Annotated in this window: 15 protein-coding genes; 13 read left to right on the top strand and 2 right to left on the bottom strand. The window is 50.4% G+C overall.

The genetic code is table 11. The annotated features are described in order from the left end of the window. The first annotated feature begins 7 nt into the window (after positions 1-7). From ccoP to E4K71_RS15345, 9 genes are all read left to right on the top strand, one after another. Positions 8-862, top strand: a complete 855-nt coding sequence (gene ccoP / locus E4K71_RS15385; protein WP_135081146.1) for a cytochrome-c oxidase, cbb3-type subunit III — start codon at positions 8-10, stop codon at positions 860-862. Between the two features lie 293 nt (positions 863-1,155). Continuing rightward, positions 1,156-2,613, top strand: a complete 1,458-nt coding sequence (gene ccoG / locus E4K71_RS15380) for a cytochrome c oxidase accessory protein CcoG (RefSeq protein WP_135081144.1) — start codon at positions 1,156-1,158, stop codon at positions 2,611-2,613. Then, positions 2,613-3,107: a FixH family protein gene (locus tag E4K71_RS15375; RefSeq protein ID WP_135081142.1), complete on the top strand. Its 495-nt coding sequence runs from the start codon at positions 2,613-2,615 to the stop codon at positions 3,105-3,107. The genes ccoG and E4K71_RS15375 overlap by 1 nt, the downstream gene beginning before the upstream one ends. A 125-nt stretch (positions 3,108-3,232) precedes the next feature. After that, a complete protein-coding gene (locus tag E4K71_RS15370; protein ID WP_135081140.1) occupies positions 3,233-5,563 on the top strand; it encodes a heavy metal translocating P-type ATPase metal-binding domain-containing protein in 2,331 nt (776 codons plus the stop codon). Further along, positions 5,560-5,736: a cbb3-type cytochrome oxidase assembly protein CcoS gene (gene ccoS, locus E4K71_RS15365; RefSeq protein ID WP_135081138.1), complete on the top strand. Its 177-nt coding sequence runs from the start codon at positions 5,560-5,562 to the stop codon at positions 5,734-5,736. Before E4K71_RS15370 ends, ccoS begins: the two co-directional genes overlap by 4 nt. Next, a complete protein-coding gene (gene panB / locus E4K71_RS15360; RefSeq protein ID WP_135081136.1) occupies positions 5,729-6,556 on the top strand; it encodes a 3-methyl-2-oxobutanoate hydroxymethyltransferase in 828 nt (275 codons plus the stop codon). Before ccoS ends, panB begins: the two co-directional genes overlap by 8 nt. A 1-nt stretch (position 6,557) precedes the next feature. Then, positions 6,558-7,400, top strand: coding sequence for a pantoate--beta-alanine ligase (gene panC, locus E4K71_RS15355; protein WP_135081134.1), 843 nt, complete (start codon positions 6,558-6,560; stop codon positions 7,398-7,400). Between the two features lie 253 nt (positions 7,401-7,653). Continuing rightward, entirely contained in the window at positions 7,654-7,944 is a 291-nt protein-coding gene (locus E4K71_RS15350; protein ID WP_135081132.1) for a hypothetical protein, read from the top strand. 22 nt (positions 7,945-7,966) lie between these two features. After that, positions 7,967-8,626 carry a hypothetical protein gene (locus E4K71_RS15345; protein WP_135081130.1) on the top strand — a complete coding sequence of 220 codons (660 nt, stop codon included), beginning with the start codon at positions 7,967-7,969 and terminating at the stop codon, positions 8,624-8,626. On the opposite strand, the gene E4K71_RS15340 is transcribed toward E4K71_RS15345, so the two are convergent. Continuing rightward, entirely contained in the window at positions 8,623-8,967 is a 345-nt protein-coding gene (locus E4K71_RS15340; RefSeq protein WP_135081128.1) for a hypothetical protein, read from the bottom strand. The two genes, E4K71_RS15345 and E4K71_RS15340, sit on opposite strands and share 4 nt — an antisense overlap. A 76-nt stretch (positions 8,968-9,043) precedes the next feature. On the opposite strand from E4K71_RS15340, the gene dapF reads away from it, so the two are divergent. The 4 genes from dapF (at position 9,044) to E4K71_RS15320 (ending at position 14,807) form a co-directional block, all read left to right on the top strand. Then, positions 9,044-9,886, top strand: coding sequence for a diaminopimelate epimerase (gene dapF / locus E4K71_RS15335; RefSeq protein ID WP_135081126.1), 843 nt, complete (start codon positions 9,044-9,046; stop codon positions 9,884-9,886). Between the two features lie 6 nt (positions 9,887-9,892). Next, positions 9,893-11,137, top strand: coding sequence for a tRNA (N(6)-L-threonylcarbamoyladenosine(37)-C(2))-methylthiotransferase MtaB (gene mtaB / locus E4K71_RS15330; protein ID WP_135081124.1), 1,245 nt, complete (start codon positions 9,893-9,895; stop codon positions 11,135-11,137). A gap of 5 nt (positions 11,138-11,142) precedes the next feature. Further along, positions 11,143-12,081, top strand: a complete 939-nt coding sequence (ftsY, locus tag E4K71_RS15325) for a signal recognition particle-docking protein FtsY (RefSeq protein WP_135081122.1) — start codon at positions 11,143-11,145, stop codon at positions 12,079-12,081. A 98-nt stretch (positions 12,082-12,179) separates the two neighbouring features. Continuing rightward, positions 12,180-14,807, top strand: a complete 2,628-nt coding sequence (locus E4K71_RS15320) for an HAD-IC family P-type ATPase (RefSeq protein ID WP_135081120.1) — start codon at positions 12,180-12,182, stop codon at positions 14,805-14,807. A 52-nt stretch (positions 14,808-14,859) separates the two neighbouring features. Here the strand turns inward: E4K71_RS15320 and E4K71_RS15315 are convergent, their stop codons facing one another. Continuing rightward, positions 14,860-17,133, bottom strand: a complete 2,274-nt coding sequence (locus tag E4K71_RS15315; RefSeq protein WP_135081118.1) for an NADP-dependent malic enzyme — start codon at positions 17,131-17,133, stop codon at positions 14,860-14,862. Between the last annotated feature and the right edge of the window lie 5 nt (positions 17,134-17,138).

Here is a 17,138-nt window from a genome sequence, read left to right as displayed (position 1 = left end):
GATTAAGATGGCAAACGTGGAAAAGGACCCAGTAACGGGCACAAATACCACAGGCCATGAATGGGACGGCATTAAAGAGCTGGATACACCGCTTCCAAAGTGGTGGCTGCTGACTTTTTATGCTTGTATCATTTGGGCAGTCGGCTACTGGGTAGTTTACCCGTCCTGGCCGACACTGACCGATTACGCCAAAGGTGCATTCGGTACAACAAACCGTCTCGCACATGCTGAAGAAATGGCAGCTGTTGCGAAATCCCGCGAAGCTTGGACAACCAAGTTTGAAGGGAAAGAGATCGGTGAAGTTGCTAAAGACTCTGAACTGTTGAACTACGCTATGGCAGGTGGTCGCGTGATTTTCGCCGACAACTGTCAGCCATGTCACGGTTCTGCGGGTTCTGGTGCGAAAAACTTCCCGGTTCTGGCTGATGATGATTGGCTGTGGGGCGGTACGCTGGAAGAGATCCAGACAACTGTACAATACGGCATTCGTTCCGGTCATGATGAAGAACGCGTTTCTGACATGCCGGCACTGGTTGCTGACGAAACAATCACTGCTGCTGATGCTGAGCAAATTGCGGATTACGTAATGAAGCTTGGCGGTCAGGGTGGTTCTGACGCTGGTCAGACTTTGTATGAAGAGAACTGTGCTTCTTGTCACGCTGAAGACGGCGCTGGCATGATGGACCTGGGTGCGCCTCGTTTGAACGACGGCATCTGGCTCTTCAAAGCTGGTCGTGAAGGCGTTCTGGCACAGATCAATAAACCACAGCATGGTGTAATGCCAGCTTGGGTTGGTCGTCTGTCAGATACAGAAATCAAACAGGTTTCTATCTACGTTCACTCTTTGGGTGGCGGTCAGTAAGAACAATCGTTTGATTGATCCGATTAAAAACGGCTGTTGGAATGTTCCGACAGCCGTTTTTTTTGACCTGTTTGTAAAATTGCGAAATCGCAGTTACAAAAGATTTACGTTAGCATATCTTGATATTCTTCTTTGCCCGATAAACCAATAGGTTCGCAATGAGATCAGAATGGCTTTCAGGAAGTTGAGTCAGGTGGCTTTATTTCGTGAAATTGACGGTTATCAATTGCTAATCGGTGGGAAGAAGTATACAAAACCACAACCTTTTTTGACCCTGAGATCGAGTAAGAGCCATGGCGAAAACTGAAGCAGTCGGTGTCATCAAGCCAAATGAAAATGGTGATGGCCCCCTTTACGCAGAACGTATCAAAGTTCATCCCCGCATTTTCAAAGGCCCTTTTCGTTTGTGGAAAACGCGTCTGTTGTGGTTTTTTCTGGCGTTGTATCACTGTTTTGCCTGGGTTCGCTGGGACCGTGGGCCGGGTGTACCCGATCAGGCCGTCCTGTTTGATTTACCGGGGCGCCGTGCGTACATCTTCTGGATCGAAATTTGGCCGCAGGAAGTTTATTACCTGACGGGCCTGTTGATTTTGGCCGCTGTTGGTCTGTTTGCGGCTTCGGCCATTGCCGGGCGGGTCTGGTGTGGCTTTGCCTGTTTCCAAACCGTCTGGACCGACCTGTTCATGAAGGTTGAAGAATTTGTTGAAGGCGATCGCAACAAGCGTATCAAGCTTGATAACGCACCGATCTCTTTTAACAAAATTGTTAAGCGCCTGACAAAACATGTGATCTGGTTGCTGATTTCCTTCTTCATGGCTTTGTCTTTTGTCTGGTATTTCAACGATGCTCCGACGGTAACAGCAGAACTCTTTTCGGGTGAGCTGGGCGGCTGGGTTTTGATTACGCTGGGTATCCTGACAGGTATGACCTATTTGATGGCGGGTTTCGCCCGTGAACAGGTGTGTTTCTATATGTGCCCCTATGGTCGTTTCCAGTCTGTGATGACCGATGAAGAATCCTTGTTGGTCACTTATGAAGAGTGGCGCGGCGAGCCCCGGATGAAGGGGGCGAAGAATCTGGATTCGCCAGATCGCGGTCATTGTGTGGATTGCGGCCTGTGTGTTCAGGCTTGCCCGATGGGGATTGATATTCGCGATGGGTCCCAAATGGAATGTATTGGCTGCGGTCTGTGTATCGACGCCTGTAATACCATGATGGATAATCTCAAGCTGCCGCGTAACCTGATTTCTTATGACAGTTACAAAAACATGATTGCGCGTGAGCAGGGCTTGGGCAAACAGGTTCATATTATTCGCCCGCGTACCATTTATTATGCGGTGATTTTGTCGCTTGTGGCGGCTGCTATCCTGACCAGCCTGTCTTTTCGTGATCGTTTGGAAGTCAACATCATCCGTGACCGTGCGCCGCTGTTTGTCACATTGTCCGATGGGACGATTCGCAACGGTTATACCTATAAGATTCTGAATATGGAATCGTCAGCCAAACAATATGAACTCAGTGTCGCTGGGCTGGAAGGTGTGACCATGACCATGATTGGTCATGATAAAAAAGACCTTAAGTCTTTAGACCTTGGCGTCAAGGCAGACCGTATTGGTGCTTTCAAGATTTTCTTGAAAGCACGGCCTGGAAAATTGGATGGCAAGTCAACGGATATTGACTTTGTGCTCAAGGATAAGGAGACTGGCGAAATTGTCAGTCATTCAACAGTATTCCGTGGACCTAATAAATAATGAGTAAGCAACGCGCACCGGGGTGGTGGTATCCCTGGATTTTCGTCGCCTTTTTTGCCGTGATCATCACTGTAAACGGCATCATGATGTTCTTTGCCTTTGACAGCTGGACAGGCTTGGAGACCAAAGACCATTATCTGAAAGGTCTGGCGTATGACCGCAACGTCGAAGCCTCGCGTGCGCAAAAAGCACTGGGTTGGACGGTGAAGCTGGATGTAGATGTGCTTGAAACTGTCGATCTTCAGCGCAAAGTCGCCTATAAGGCCAGCTTCCTTGATCATGATCAGAAGCCCGTTTCTGCCTTGAAGGCTCATGTCTTTTTCGTCCGTCCGACAAGTGAAGGTTTGGATGTAGATGAAACAGCTGACCAGGTTTCCGATGGTCAAATCAGTGGCGAGTTGGTTCTGTCTGTTCCGGGGCAATGGGATGCACGTATCCATGTGGAAAGCATGGGGCGTCAGTATCAGCATGTGGAACGTGTTGTGATTAAATAATCGCATCGACAAATATGCAAAAAAGATTGTCACCCCGCACTTGTTGCGGGGTTATCTTTTGATGTAGAACTCTGCATAAAGGGACGATCACACAACAGGTGTGTGATGACAGCTCAGGTAGAGATATGACGACAGCAACATGCCAGCATTGTGGTGATCCTATTTTGGCCCATTCCGATGGGGGGGAGGGCTTTTGTTGTAAGGGCTGTCGCGGTGCCTATGAACTCATTAATGGGTTGGGGCTGAAAAGCTATTATGATCGCCGTGTCCTTGACCCGGAAGCCAAGGCCCTGCGCCCCGATGAAGAAGGCGCGGTCATTGATTATCGCGCTCACATTATTGAAGAAGATGGGGGCACAAACACCCTTTATCTGATGGTTGAAGGCATTCATTGTGCGGCTTGTGTTTGGTTGATTGAAACCGCCTTGGGTCGCCAAGATGGTGTGCAACAAGCCCGTGTGAATATGTCCACACGTCGCCTTGTCTTGAAATGGCAAAATGAGGGGCTTGATCCTAATCAGGTGGTCGCCATCATCACCGGGCTGGGCTATCGTCTGGTGCCTTATGACCCGTGTCTGCTGAATTCCGAAAATGAAAAAGGGGAAAGAGAGCTTTTAAAAGCGATGGCGGTGGCAGGTTTTGCGGCGGCCAATGTGATGTTATTCAGTGTGTCGGTCTGGGCGGGTTATTCCCAAGGAATGCAGGACAGTACACGTGATTTGATGCATTGGCTTTCTGCCCTTGTGGCCTTGCCTGCGGTGGCCTATTCGGGTCGCCCCTTTTACCGTTCGGCCTTAACAGCCCTGCGTCTGGGCCGTTTGAATATGGATGTGCCGATTTCGCTGGCCGTGTTACTGGCTGCGGGTATGAGCCTGTTTCAGGTGATCAATGGCGCAGAACATGCTTATTTTGATTCATCCATCAGCCTGTTGTTTTTCCTGCTGGTTGGGCGGTATCTGGATCGTCGTGCGCGTGGTCGTGCGCGTGGGGCGGCTGAACACCTGTTGGGTTTGAATGCCGTTGCGGTGACGGTGATTAACGAGGATGGCACCAAATCCCTGTTACCGCCGGATCAGGTCCATGAGGACATGACGGTTCTCTGTGCGGCCGGGGAACGGGTTGCTGTGGATGGGGTGATCATTGACGGTCAGTCCGATATTGATACCAGCCTGATTTCCGGGGAGTCTGTCCCTGTCATGGTGAGGTGCGAAGATCAGGTCTTTGCCGGAACGACCAACCTGTCCGGCCCAATTAAGATTCGCGTTACGGCAACAGGGGAAGGCACACTTTTGGCCGAAATCGTCCGCTTGATGGAAGAGGCCGAAGCAGGTCGGGCTAATTATGTGGCTTTGGCGGATCGTGTGGCGCGTTATTATGCGCCTGTGGTGCATGTGCTGGCCCTGGTGACTTTCTTTTATTGGCTGATCCCCGGTGGGATTGTGTGGAATGAAGCGCTGCTCAATGCCATTGCGGTTCTGATTATCACCTGTCCTTGTGCCTTGGCCTTGGCCGTTCCGGTGGTACAGGTTATTGCCTCTGGCCGATTGATGCGCCAAGGTATTTTGGTGAAAACCGGGACGGCCCTTGAACGCTTATCCCATGTCAGCAATGTGGTGTTTGATAAAACCGGGACCCTGACCTTGGGCCGTGCAGAACTGATTAACCAGGATGAATTTTCCCAAGAAGAGTTGGAATTAGCGGCCTCTTTGGCAGGCGCAAGTAAACACCCATTATCACGCGCACTTTGTCGCGCCGTTCCTCATATCGCTATTCGGTCTTCTGTTCAGGAAGTACCTGGCTGTGGGCTGGAAGCAGATGGCGTGCGTTTGGGGAGTCGGGCTTGGTGTGGCAATGTGGATGCGCCTTTGTCTGAAGGGCCTGAACTTTGGTTGGCGGTTGAAGGCAAAGAGGCCAAATGTTTGAAATTTGCTGATCATCTGCGCAGTGATGCCAAAGATGTGATTGAGAAACTGAAATCCCGTGGATACGGCATTCATTTGCTGTCTGGGGACCGTGTGGAACCGGCACAAAAAGTCGCCAATGATCTGTCCATTGAAAACTGGCAAGCTGGATGTAGCCCACGCGATAAATGTGACGCCCTTGAAAAGATGGATCACAGCCTGATGGTGGGCGATGGGTTGAATGATGCGCCCGCATTGGCCGCAGCCCATGTGTCCTTATCCCCCTCAACGGCTATTGATGTGTCGCAAACAACGGCTGATGCAGTCTTTCAGGGGGATAAGTTGCGCCCGGTGTTGGAAGTCCTGGGTGTGGCGCGCAAGGCTGATATTCTGGTGAAGCAGAATTTTGGTCTCGCTTTTGCCTATAATGCCATTACCATCCCACTGGCGATGGCGGGATATGTCACGCCCTTGATTGCAGCGGTTGCCATGTCCACCTCTTCTTTGGTAGTGATAGCGAACGCCCTTCGATTAAGCAGAGGAAAACTGTCGTGAAAAGCTTGTTATATCTAATTCCGGCCATGCTGTTTTTAGGCGGCCTTGGGCTGGCTGGCTTTTTATGGGCTTTGAAATCGGGTCAATATGACGATATGGAAGGCAACGCATCGCGGATTTTGTTTGATGATGATGAAGCGCCCTTGCCACCAGAGGAAAAAAACAATGAGTAAAGCAACCAATACAAAACGCATCACGCTGAGCGATCTGGTACAACGCAAAGGCAAAGATCCGATTGTTTGCCTGACCGCCTATACCACCTCTATTTCCCGCCTGATTGATGATCATGTGGATTTTATTTTGGTCGGTGATAGTCTGGGCATGGTGCTTTATGGCATGGACAGCACGCTGGGGGTGACGGTTGATATGATGATCGCCCATGGTAAAGGCGTCATGCGGGGGTCTGAAAAAGCCTGTGTGATTGTAGATATGCCTTTTGGGTCATATGAAGAATCTCGTGAAGTAGCCTTTCGCAATTGTTCACGCGTGATGGCAGAAACCCGTTGTTCCGGTGTGAAGCTGGAAGGCGGCGTTGAAATGGCCGATACCATTGAATTTTTGGTGAAGCGCGGTATTCCGGTGGTGGCTCATGTGGGTCTGACACCGCAATCAGTTCATGCCTTTGGCGGGTTTAAATCACAAGGGCGCACGGATGAGGCCGCAGAACGTATTGTTGAAGATGCCAAGGCCGTGGCTGCGGCCGGGGCGTCAGCCGTTGTGGTGGAAGGGGTGATGGAACCATTGGGAGTTCGCATTACCAAGGAAGTGGATATTCCCACCATTGGCATTGGGGCGTCGCCTGAATGTGATGGTCAGATTCTGGTGACAGAAGATTTGATCGGCCTGTTTGCTGAATTCAAGCCAAAGTTTGTTAAACGCTATGCCCAGATGGATGAAATGATTACCGAAGCCGTTGCAGGCTATCGTGATGAAGTGCGTGCCCGCACTTTCCCGGCACCGGAACATTGTTTCGGTTATAAAGGGGATAAATAACATGGCGCTTCAAACGGTTCGCACAGTTGCTGATTTACGTGCACAAGTTTCAAGCTGGCGCAGTGAAGGGTTGAAGGTTGGATTGGTGCCAACCATGGGGGCTTTGCATGAAGGGCATTTGACCTTGGTGAAAACCGCGCTTGAAACTTGTGATCGGGTGGTGGCGACCATTTTTGTCAACCCCAAGCAATTTGGCCCGAATGAAGATTTAGACACCTATCCACGTACAGAAAAAGAAGATGCTGCAAAGCTGGATTCTGTCGGGGGGCATCTGTTGTTTGCGCCTCATGTTGAAGAAATGTATGGGCAAGATGGCGGGGTGACAAAGGTTTCTGTTGCCGGTCTTGGTGATATTTTGGAAGGTGAATGTCGCCCCGGTTTTTTTGATGGGGTTGCAACAGTGGTGACGAAACTCTTGCTGCAAGCCTTGCCGGATCAGGCTTTCTTTGGTGAGAAAGATTATCAACAGCTGAATGTCATTAAGCGGTTTGTTGCGGATTTGAACATTCCGGTTGAGGTCTGTGGTGTCCCCACTGTGCGTGAAAATGATGGATTGGCAATGTCATCGCGCAACCAGTATTTGACCCGTGAGGAACGCGAAATCGCACCTGTGCTTTATCGCACGTTGGCTGAGGTTTCTGAACGTTTCAAAATGGGGGGGAAAGCCGAAGCTTTGTCCAAATGGGCGGGCCAGCAATTGTTGGATGCAGGGTTTCAGAAGGTTGATTATATTGTCATTCGCCGTGCAGATGATATTGCGCTTGACGGGGTTAAGGATGAGCCCATCCGCGTTCTGGCAGCAGCTTTTCTAGGGAAAGCCCGCCTTATTGATAACGTTGGGTAAAGAAAGCCTTATTTGATCTGCGTATAGATGCAGGCTGTCCCAACGATGATCATTCCCATAAATCCGACAATCGCCCAGGTCATTGGATTACCTTATTTATAATAATTCTAATTTCCTAATATACTGTATATATACGTAGAACCGCAAGGTTGATAATATTTCGATATATTTCCACCGTTGTGGTCGAAACACTTTTTTAAACATTATCTTTTAAGATGATTTTCTAACCTGTTTGAAATAAAGGTGGAAAATCATGTATGGCGATATCAAATCTCAAATATTCGGCGTATTCCCATTCAGTTATGATGCAACTTTGATTGTTATTGGGTTGTTGTTATGGCTGTTGGGCGGATTGGTTTTTCGTTTACCGATGACGCGAATGATCTGTGTAGCTCCGATTGTTTTTCTGGCGGTTGCCATTGAAATTGCGGATGTCATGTTTTTGGCGCAGGCCCCCATTCGTGCGATAAGCGATTTTGCCTTTCTGGTCCTGCCTGTTGTTGTGGTTGTTTTCTTTCAGCACCAAGGGTGGGCACGCTCTTAGGGTCAAAGCACAAGGGTAAGGCATGGTTTCTTATCTCGATATCGACAAGCAGTTGGAGCCCCTTGGCCTGTGCCTTAGGGGCGGCTTTGTTGAAAATGAAACCTACCTCCTTGTGGGCAATGTCGGGTCAAAAATGTGGGAACAGTTTGGTCTTCAATATGAAGACTGGATTGAACCGGACCCGATGGATAACTGGATTCGCAAAAAGATGGATGCCTTTGGTGCCCGGCTGGGGGCCAATGTTATCTATCCTTTTGACGGTCCGAATTATGCCCCTTTCCAGTTTTGGGCGGCAAAGGCCGACAGTGTATTCCCATCACCAATCGGGCCATTGATCCATCCGATATATGGCCTGTGGCATGCCTATCGCGCAGTATTGATTTTTAGTGAACCTGTGGAGGATATCCCCTCTATTCCCGATGTCATCTCCCCTTGTGAGAAATGTTTTAGCAAACCCTGTCTGACCAGCTGTCCTGTGGATGCGTTTGGTGAAGATCAGGAATTTGCTTTTCTGGACTGTATTGATCACCTCAATCAAAACCTGGAAGGCTCTTGTATGAAATACGGCTGTTTGGCCCGTCAAGCCTGCCCGGTGGGCAAGGAATATGCTTATGAACGCGAACATGCCTTTTTCCATCTGGATCGGTTTAGAACGTCACAGACAAAAGAAGAAAAAGATTAAACCCGGATATCAATACCGCTTTCTGCATCCCGTCCGGCGACCATGGCAGCGGTGAATTTGCTTTGATTGGCATAAAGGGCGGCAACAGCGCCAAAGGTGCCCCGTGTTGGGCTGTGGTTTTGTTGTAAATCTTCAAAGATCGGGACCGAAGAGGCATAAGGGTTTTCCAGCAAACGATAATTTTGCGGCAAGGGGCGGTCCGGGTAATATTGCCCATCAATGATTTCAGCCTGTCGGCCCACAGGGACATGGCCGGTCCCCGGCGTTGAGCGCAAAGGGGATGCTCCGCCAATAAAGGGGGAATAACTCAACAATCCAAGGGTGGCATCAATAAAGCTCATAACAGGTTCATTATAACAAAAAAAAGCAGTATTAACTATAGACTCTGCGCCTGAAAAAGCACATATAAAGCAGGCTATGAGTGGATTACCTTTTATCAAAATGCATGGTCTGGGCAATGATTTTGTTGTCTTGGACGGGCGTGAAAATCCGATTGAGCTGACTGTAGCGCAGGTGCAGGCGATGGCCGACCGTCGTACAGGGGCCGGATGTGACCAATTTATCGTGATGGAACCTGCCCGGCACAGCACGGCAGATGTATTTATGCGTATTCGCAATGCCGATGGGAATGAGGTCGAAGCCTGCGGCAATGCCACACGCTGTATTGCCCGTATCATGATGGATGAAACAGGTAAATCCAAGGTGGTGGTTGAAACTGTCGTTGGCCTTCTTCATGCCAGTGAAGGGGTGGATGGGACGGTTTGTGTCAATATGGGGCCTGCCCGTTTGAACTGGGATCAAATCCCGATAGCTGAAGATTGCGATACCTTGAATATGCCCGTTACTGTTGGCCCGTTGGAAGGCCCGGTTGGGGTCAATGTGGGCAATCCCCATGCTGTTTATTTTGTTAAAGATGCTGAAACAGTGGATTTAGAGGCCGCAGGCCCCCATGTGGAAACCCATCCGTTTTTCCCGGAACGCATCAATGTGGAAGTCGTCTCTAAAATGGAAGATGGCTCTTTGCGTATGCGTGTGTGGGAACGCGGTGTTGGCATTACACAAGCCTGTGGGACCGGGGCGTGCGCAACAGTCGTGGCTGCGGTTCGTCGTGGTGTCATTGACGGGCGCAAGGCTGACGTGGTTTTAGATGGTGGCACATTGACCATTGAATGGTTGGAAAATGGCGATATTTTGATGACGGGTCCAGCCTCTTATGCCTTTGGTGGGAATTTCCACGCAAGCGTCTATCCGGGGGCCTGAACAACCGTGTCTGAGGCCAAAGTCGTTACATTGGGGTGTCGGCTCAATACTTACGAATCAGAAGTCATGCGTAAAAACGCACAGGAAGCCGGATTGGACAATGCGGTGATTGTGAATACCTGCGCGGTGACTGGTGAGGCCGTGCGCCAAGCTCGTCAAACCATTCGTAAAATGCGTAAGAACGATCCGGATGCCAAAATTATCGTGACAGGCTGTGCGGCTCAGATTGACCCGGAAAGCTTTGCGGAAATGGATGAAGTCGACCGGGTGATCGGCAATAAGGAAAAGCTGGAAGTTGAAAGCTTCCTGCCTGAACGCACAGAACTGATCGAAGTCACCGATATTATGGATGTGCGCGAAACCGCCAATCACTTGATTGATGGGTTTGACGGTCATACTCGTGCCTTTATTGAGGTTCAACAGGGTTGTGATCATCGCTGTACCTTCTGCATCATTCCTTTTGGGCGTGGGCCAAACCGTTCAGTCCCCATAGGCGAGATTGTGGACCGGGTGAAGAATCTGGTGGAACGCGGCTATCGTGAAGTGGTGCTGACGGGCGTGGATGTGACCTCTTATGGGCCGGACTTGCCGGGACAGCCGACTTTTGGTCAGATGGTGCGCCGGGTGCTGAATAACGTGCCGGACTTGCCGCGCCTGCGCCTCAGCTCCCTTGATCCAGCGGCCATTGATGATGATTTGTTTGACGTGATTGCCACGGAGCCGCGTCTCATGCCACATTTCCATCTGTCTTTGCAGGCAGGCGAAGATATGGTGCTTAAACGCATGAAGCGTCGCCATACGGTGGCAGATGCCATCGCACTTTGTGATAAAATTCGTGGGCTTCGCCCTGATGCGGTCTTTGGGGCTGATCTGATTGCGGGTTTCCCCACCGAAGATGACGCTATGTTCGCCACCACCATGGAAACATTGGATCGTTGCCAAATCACCTTTGCCCATGTGTTTCCTTATTCTTCACGTGAAGGCACGCCAGCAGCGCGGATGCCGCAAGTTCCCGGCGATATCCGCAAGAAACGGGCGGCGAAAATCCGCGCTTTGGGCGAGGCGGCGCTGGATGAGTTCTTAAGCGGTCGTGTTGGCAAGACGGTTTCAGTTTTGGTGGAAAAAAATAATGCGGGACATTGTGAACATTATTGTCCTGTGCAGTTGACAAGTGAGGTCGAAGCAGGCCAAATCGTCAGCGCAAAAGTTGAGAAAATTCAAGACGGTTCCTTAATAGCGAAAGTGATCTAAGACCCATGACGGACGAGAAAAAAGGCTGGATATCCCGCCTGCGTGCAGGTTTGAGCAAATCTTCCTCTAAATTAAGTGATGGTATCGGCGGGGCCTTTACCAAACGCAAGCTTGATGACGAGGCATTGGAAGAGCTTGAAGATACGCTGATCATGTCTGACATGGGGGTGGAAACCGCCCAAAAGATCGTCGAACATATTCGCGAAACCCGCTATGGCAAGGATATTACCTCTCAAGAGCTCAAGCAGGTTTTAGCCGATGCGGTCACACATGAGCTGATCCCGGTGACGGAAGACTGGGAAATTGATGTGGATAAAAAGCCTCATGTGGTGTTGGTCTGTGGGGTGAATGGGTCGGGTAAAACCACCAGCATCGGTAAAATCGCAGGGCTGTTTAAACAGCAGGATTTAAAGGTCATGTTGGCGGCAGGTGATACTTTCCGTGCAGCCGCTGTTGAACAGCTGAAAGTCTGGGGGGAGCGCGCAGGTGTTCCGGTGATTGCGAAAGAAACCGGGGCTGATGCGCCTGCTTTGGCCTTTGATGCGATTCAGGAAGCTAAAAAGCAGGAAATGGACGTACTCATTATTGATACGGCTGGACGTTTGCAGAACAAATCCCATTTGATGGACGAGCTGGAAAAAATGGTGCGGGTGATTAAAAAAGTCGATCCACGTGCGCCCCATGATACGATTTTGGTGCTTGATGCCGGTGTAGGCCAAAACGCCCATTCTCAGGTCGAACTGTTTGATAAAATCACTGATCTCACGGGCCTGATTTTGACCAAGTTGGACGGTACGGCCAAGGGCGGTGTGGCCGTTTCGCTGGCTGAAAAGTTCCAGAAACCGATCTATGCCATTGGGGTGGGGGAAAAGGCCGAAGACTTGCGCCCCTTTGAAGCGCGTGCTTTTGCCAATGCGCTGGTGGGTCTGGAAGAAGACGCGTAATTTAGTCTCAGGACCTTTTTCCATTATTTTTGACCTACGCCTATCACAGGCTTTGTGATCCTTGTTATACTGATCCTCTCAAATGATAGGAGGCGGTTATGGATCGTGATCGTCTGGTACATACCTTATGGCATGCGACTGATGTGCAGGACCTCTGGGGGCTGTTGGATAGTTCTGAGACAGGGTTAAGCACAGAGGAAGTGGCCCGTCGCCAAGAGGCTTTTGGGGCAAATGTGTTGCCCAAGGCCCAACGCAAATCTGTCTTATCGGTTTATCTCCATCAATTCATCAGCCCGTTGATTTATCTGTTGGCTGCTGCGGCTTTTGTGTCTGTCTTGATTGGGGAAGGCACCGATGCGTTGTTTATTTTTGCCGTTTTGCAAATCAATGCGATCATCGGAACCATTCAGGAATGGAAAGCGCAGAAAAGTGCGGAAAGCCTGAATGCTATGGTGAAAAACCGGGTCATTGTCATGCGTGATCAAAAGCGCATTGAGATTGATAGTTCAGAACTTGTTCCCGGTGATTATGTCTTTTTGGAAAGTGGAGCTTTAATCCCGGCTGATATTCGTCTTGTCAAAGCATTAGAGGCGCGATCTGATGAATCCTTACTGACAGGGGAATCGGTTACAGTGGATAAAACCGCCACAGTCCAATTAAGTGATGAATGCGCCGTGGGGGATCGGCGCAATATGTTGCATGCAGGCACAACTTTATCGCAAGGGCGCTGTGAAGGACTGGTGACACAAACCGCTTTGCACACTGAACTGGGTCGCATTGCCCAGGCCCTGCAAACCACTGAAAATGCCGATCCGCCTTTGGTGCAGCGTCTGGACCGCTTTACCCGGACAGTCGGCTTGTTGGTGATTGGGGCCGTGGTGATTTTGGGGACCACCATGATCTGGCAGGGGGTCAGTGTGAAGGAAGTGTTCTTCCTTGCTGTGGCCTTGTCCGTTTCTGCCATTCCCGAAGGTTTGCCTGTAGCGATCACGGTGGCTTTGTCGATCAGCTCGTTTCATATGTCACGGCGCAATGTGATTGTGCGTGCCTTGCCTGCGGTGGAAGGACTGGGGGCCTGTACGGTCATTGCCAGTGATAAAACAGGGACGTTGACGGTGAATGAGTTAACGGTGCGTCGCTTATGGCTTCCCGGTGGGGACGAATATGACATTGCCGGGGAAGGCTATAGCCCGAAAGGTACCCTTGATTTCAAAGCCGGACGTTTGGCCGTGGCTGCCAGCCTGTGTAACGAAGCAACTTTTCGCCTTGAAAAAGAAGGCTATCATCATTTTGGGGATGCGGTTGACGTGGCCTTTCTGGTGATGGCGGCAAAAGGCGGTTTGGACCGTGAACTTCTGTTAGAACGTCACCCCGAACATGGTTTTTTGCCGTTTGAATCAGAACGGAAATTCAGTGCTAGTATCAATAGTTTTGAAAAGGGGGCAAAGGTCAGCCTGAAAGGGGCAGCAGAAGTCATTGTGCCACTGTGTGGCAATGTGGCGGTTGAGGCTGTTTTGAAAACTGCTGATGAAATGGCGGCGCAGGGCTATCGTGTTTTGGCCCTTGCCCAAGGAGCATGGGCAGATGATGATGATCTTGATCGTTTGGGCGAACATCAGGATATGGAATTTCTGGGGCTGGCAGGCTTAATTGACCCATTACGTCCCGAAGCTTTCACAGCCATTGAAAAATGCACAAATGCCGGAGTAGGCGTGCGGATGGTCACAGGGGACCACCCGGCAACGGCCCTGGCCATTGCCAAGGAACTGGGGATTGCTGAAGAAAAAAATGATGTGGTCACAGGGGCAGAACTCAAAGACCTGCAAGATGATCCGATTAACCTCAGTGAGACCATTCATAATGCGCGTGTCTTTGCCCGTGTGGAACCTGTGCAGAAGCTTAATATCGTTCAGTCCTTGCAGGAAAATAACCATTTTGTTGCGGTGACTGGTGATGGGGTCAATGATGCTCCTGCGCTACGTTCGGCCAATATTGGTGTGGCGATGGGCAAGGAAGGCACCGATGTGGCACGTGGGGCGGCGGATTTGATTATCACCGATGATAATTTTGCTTCCATCGTTAATGGGGTGGAAGAAGGCCGCATTGCCTATGCCAATGTGCGCAAGGTGATTTATCTGCTGGTCAGTACCGGTGCATCTGAAATTGTACTATTTTTCCTGTGTCTCATTAGTGGTATGCCCTTGCCATTGTTTGCCGTGCAACTTTTATGGCTGAATCTTGTGACCAATGGGGTGCAGCATGTGGGCTTGTCTTTGGAAAAGGCGGAAGGTGATGAACTCCATCATCCACCACGTGATCCTTCTACCCCCTTGTTTAACAGGCGCATGATTGAAGAAGTGGTGATTTCCGGCCTGTTTATTGGGATTGTGGCCTATATCTTTTTCCAACATGCGCTGGATAGCGGGATGGATGAGGCCGCAGCGCGCAGTGCCTTACTCTTGCTCATGGTTCTGTTTGAAAATACCCATGTGTTTAACTGCCGCTCAGAACGGAAATCCCTGTTGCGCATGTCTTTGTTTAAAAACCCGATCTTGGTGGTGATGGTTATTCTAACCCAGACACTACATATTGCAGCCGCCTATATTCCAGGGTTGAACACAACATTGCATATTCAGCCGGTGACGCTGGAACAATGGTTGACCCTTTTGCCTTTGGCATTGGGGCTGATCATCGTGATGGAAATTTATAAGTGGGTACGGCGCTAACAAAAAAAGGCGGATCAGATGACCCGCCTTTTTCTTTGGTTCTGGATGTATCTTAACGACCAACAATTGCGTCATGGGCCGCCAAAATTGCCATATTGACCATCTCTGACACAGTTGTATCACGCGGTACAATCTGTACCGGCTTTTCCAGACCGAGCAGGATTGGACCAATGACCGTCCCACCGCCCAGCTTTTGCAGCAGCTTGGATGAAATATCTGCGGTATGCAGGCCCGGCATGACCAGGACATTGGCCGGACCGGACAAGCGGCTGAATGGATAATCGTTGAGTAATTCCTGATCAAGGGCGGTATTGACGGTGACTTCTCCATCAAATTCAAAGTCTACATTGCGCCCTTCAAGGATTTCTACGGCTTTGCGTACTTCTGCTGTACGACCGCCTGCGCGACCGGAGAAAGAAGAATAAGACAGGAAAGCCACACGGGGTTCATGACCAAGCTTGCGTGCTTTTGCTACAGCGGAAACGGCAATATCCGCCATTTGTTCCGCAGTCGGTGTTTCATGAATACGGGTATCAGCCAAAAAGACTGTGTTGTGACCACCGCTGACTACAATGGACACGCCCATGGGGATTTGATCTTTGTGAGGGTCCAGAACACGCGCCACATCATCATAAGAAGAATAGAAACTGCGGGTCAGCCCTGTGACCATACCATCGGCATCGCCACATGCCACCATGGTGGCGGCAAAAATATTGCGGTTCTGGTTGACCCAGCGGTTACAGTCACGCAGCAAGGCCCCTTTGCGCTGTACGCGGCGATAAAGATATTCCGCATATTCCTTGGTGCGTGGACCAATGAGGGAGTTGTTAATCTCAATCCCGGAGGCATCAGCCAGACCGAGGTGAGACATGGTTTCCTGAATTTTTTCTTCACGCCCAACCAGAATCGGTGTGCCATATCCTGCATTCAAAAACGCATAAGCGGCGCGGATTGTTTTTTCTTCTTCGCCTTCGGCAAAGACAATACGGCGTGGGTTGCCACGTACCTTGTCACAGATGACTTGCAGGCTGGAGGCTGTCGGATCCAATCGACCCTGCAGTTCATTGCGATAATCATCCATATCAATGATCGGGCGACGCGCCACACCAGAGGCCATGGCCGCTTCGGCCACCGCAGGGGGGATAGAGAAAATCAAGCGTGGATCAAACGGGGCGGGGATGATGTAATCTGGGCCATAGCGCAGGCGACGCCCGGAATAGGCCGCAGCCACTTCATCGGGTACGTCTTCTTTTGCCAAATCAGCCAAAGCTTGGGCACAAGCCACTTTCATATCTTCGTTAATGGTGCTGGCACGCACGTCCAGTGCACCACGGAAGATATAAGGGAAACCCAATACATTGTTGATCTGGTTAGGGTAATCAGAACGCCCTGTGGCGGTGATCGCATCGGCACGCACGGCCTTGACATCTTCCGGGGTAATTTCCGGGTCCGGGTTCGCCATGGCGAAAATGATCGGCTTGGGCGCCATTTTTTCAACCATATCCTGGGTTACTGCCCCTTTAACAGACAGGCCAAAGAACGCGTCTGCCCCTTCCATGGCTTCGGCCAATGTACGGGCATCGGTGTCAGAGGCATGGGCGGATTTCCACTGGTTCATGCCTTCTTTGCGACCCTTGTAAATCACACCTTTGGAATCACACATGATCACATTGTCATGCTTAACACCCAAGGCTTTCACCAGCTCACAACAGGCAATGGCGGCAGCGCCTGCGCCATTGACCACCAGCTTCACATCTTCCATCTTACGGCCGGTTAGGTCACAGGCATTGATCAGACCCGCCGCAGAAATAATCGCCGTGCCATGCTGGTCATCATGGAAAACCGGGATATCCATGATTTCGCGCAGCTTGGTTTCAATGGTGAAACATTCCGGGGCCTTGATATCTTCAAGGTTGATACCGCCAAATGTCTTGCCAAGATATTTCACACAATTGATAAATTCATCTTCATCTTCGGTATCGACCAGCAGGTCAATACCATCCACATCGGCAAAGCGTTTAAAGAGAACGGCCTTACCTTCCATCACGGGCTTTGAGGCCAGTGCGCCAAGATTACCAAGACCCAAAACGGCTGTCCCGTTGGAAATAACCGCAACCACGTTACCCTTGGCCGTATAGTCATAAGCCAGATTAGGATCGCGTGCGATTTGTTCACAAGGGGCCGCCACACCGGGGGAATAGGCCAGTGACAGGTCACGCTGTGTTGTCAGCGGTTTTGTGGGGTGAATTTCAAATTTCCCCGGTCGGCCCGAGGCATGCATCAACAGAGCTTCGCGCTCTGTCACCCGAATTGATTGATCGTCCATGATGT

The organism is Terasakiella sp. SH-1, from assembly GCF_004564135.1.
Lineage (GTDB): Bacteria > Pseudomonadota > Alphaproteobacteria > Rhodospirillales > Terasakiellaceae > Terasakiella.
Note: the sequence above shows the minus strand (reverse complement) of the source record. Positions and strands in the feature narration are given on the sequence as shown.

What these genes read in the sequence shown, in the direction of transcription:
- ccoP (WP_135081146.1), top strand. Translation starts at nt 8, where the DNA reads ATGGCAAACGTGGAAAAGGACCCAGTAACGGGCACAAATACCACAGGC.
- ccoG (WP_135081144.1), top strand. Translation starts at nt 1,156, where the DNA reads ATGGCGAAAACTGAAGCAGTCGGTGTCATCAAGCCAAATGAAAATGGT.
- E4K71_RS15375 (WP_135081142.1), top strand. Translation starts at nt 2,613, where the DNA reads ATGAGTAAGCAACGCGCACCGGGGTGGTGGTATCCCTGGATTTTCGTC.
- E4K71_RS15370 (WP_135081140.1), top strand. Translation starts at nt 3,233, where the DNA reads ATGACGACAGCAACATGCCAGCATTGTGGTGATCCTATTTTGGCCCAT.
- panB (WP_135081136.1), top strand. Translation starts at nt 5,729, where the DNA reads ATGAGTAAAGCAACCAATACAAAACGCATCACGCTGAGCGATCTGGTA.
- panC (WP_135081134.1), top strand. Translation starts at nt 6,558, where the DNA reads ATGGCGCTTCAAACGGTTCGCACAGTTGCTGATTTACGTGCACAAGTT.
- E4K71_RS15350 (WP_135081132.1), top strand. Translation starts at nt 7,654, where the DNA reads ATGTATGGCGATATCAAATCTCAAATATTCGGCGTATTCCCATTCAGT.
- E4K71_RS15345 (WP_135081130.1), top strand. Translation starts at nt 7,967, where the DNA reads ATGGTTTCTTATCTCGATATCGACAAGCAGTTGGAGCCCCTTGGCCTG.
- E4K71_RS15340 (WP_135081128.1), bottom strand. Translation starts at nt 8,967, where the DNA reads ATGAGCTTTATTGATGCCACCCTTGGATTGTTGAGTTATTCCCCCTTT.
- dapF (WP_135081126.1), top strand. Translation starts at nt 9,044, where the DNA reads ATGAGTGGATTACCTTTTATCAAAATGCATGGTCTGGGCAATGATTTT.
- ftsY (WP_135081122.1), top strand. Translation starts at nt 11,143, where the DNA reads ATGACGGACGAGAAAAAAGGCTGGATATCCCGCCTGCGTGCAGGTTTG.
- E4K71_RS15320 (WP_135081120.1), top strand. Translation starts at nt 12,180, where the DNA reads ATGGATCGTGATCGTCTGGTACATACCTTATGGCATGCGACTGATGTG.
- E4K71_RS15315 (WP_135081118.1), bottom strand. Translation starts at nt 17,133, where the DNA reads ATGGACGATCAATCAATTCGGGTGACAGAGCGCGAAGCTCTGTTGATG.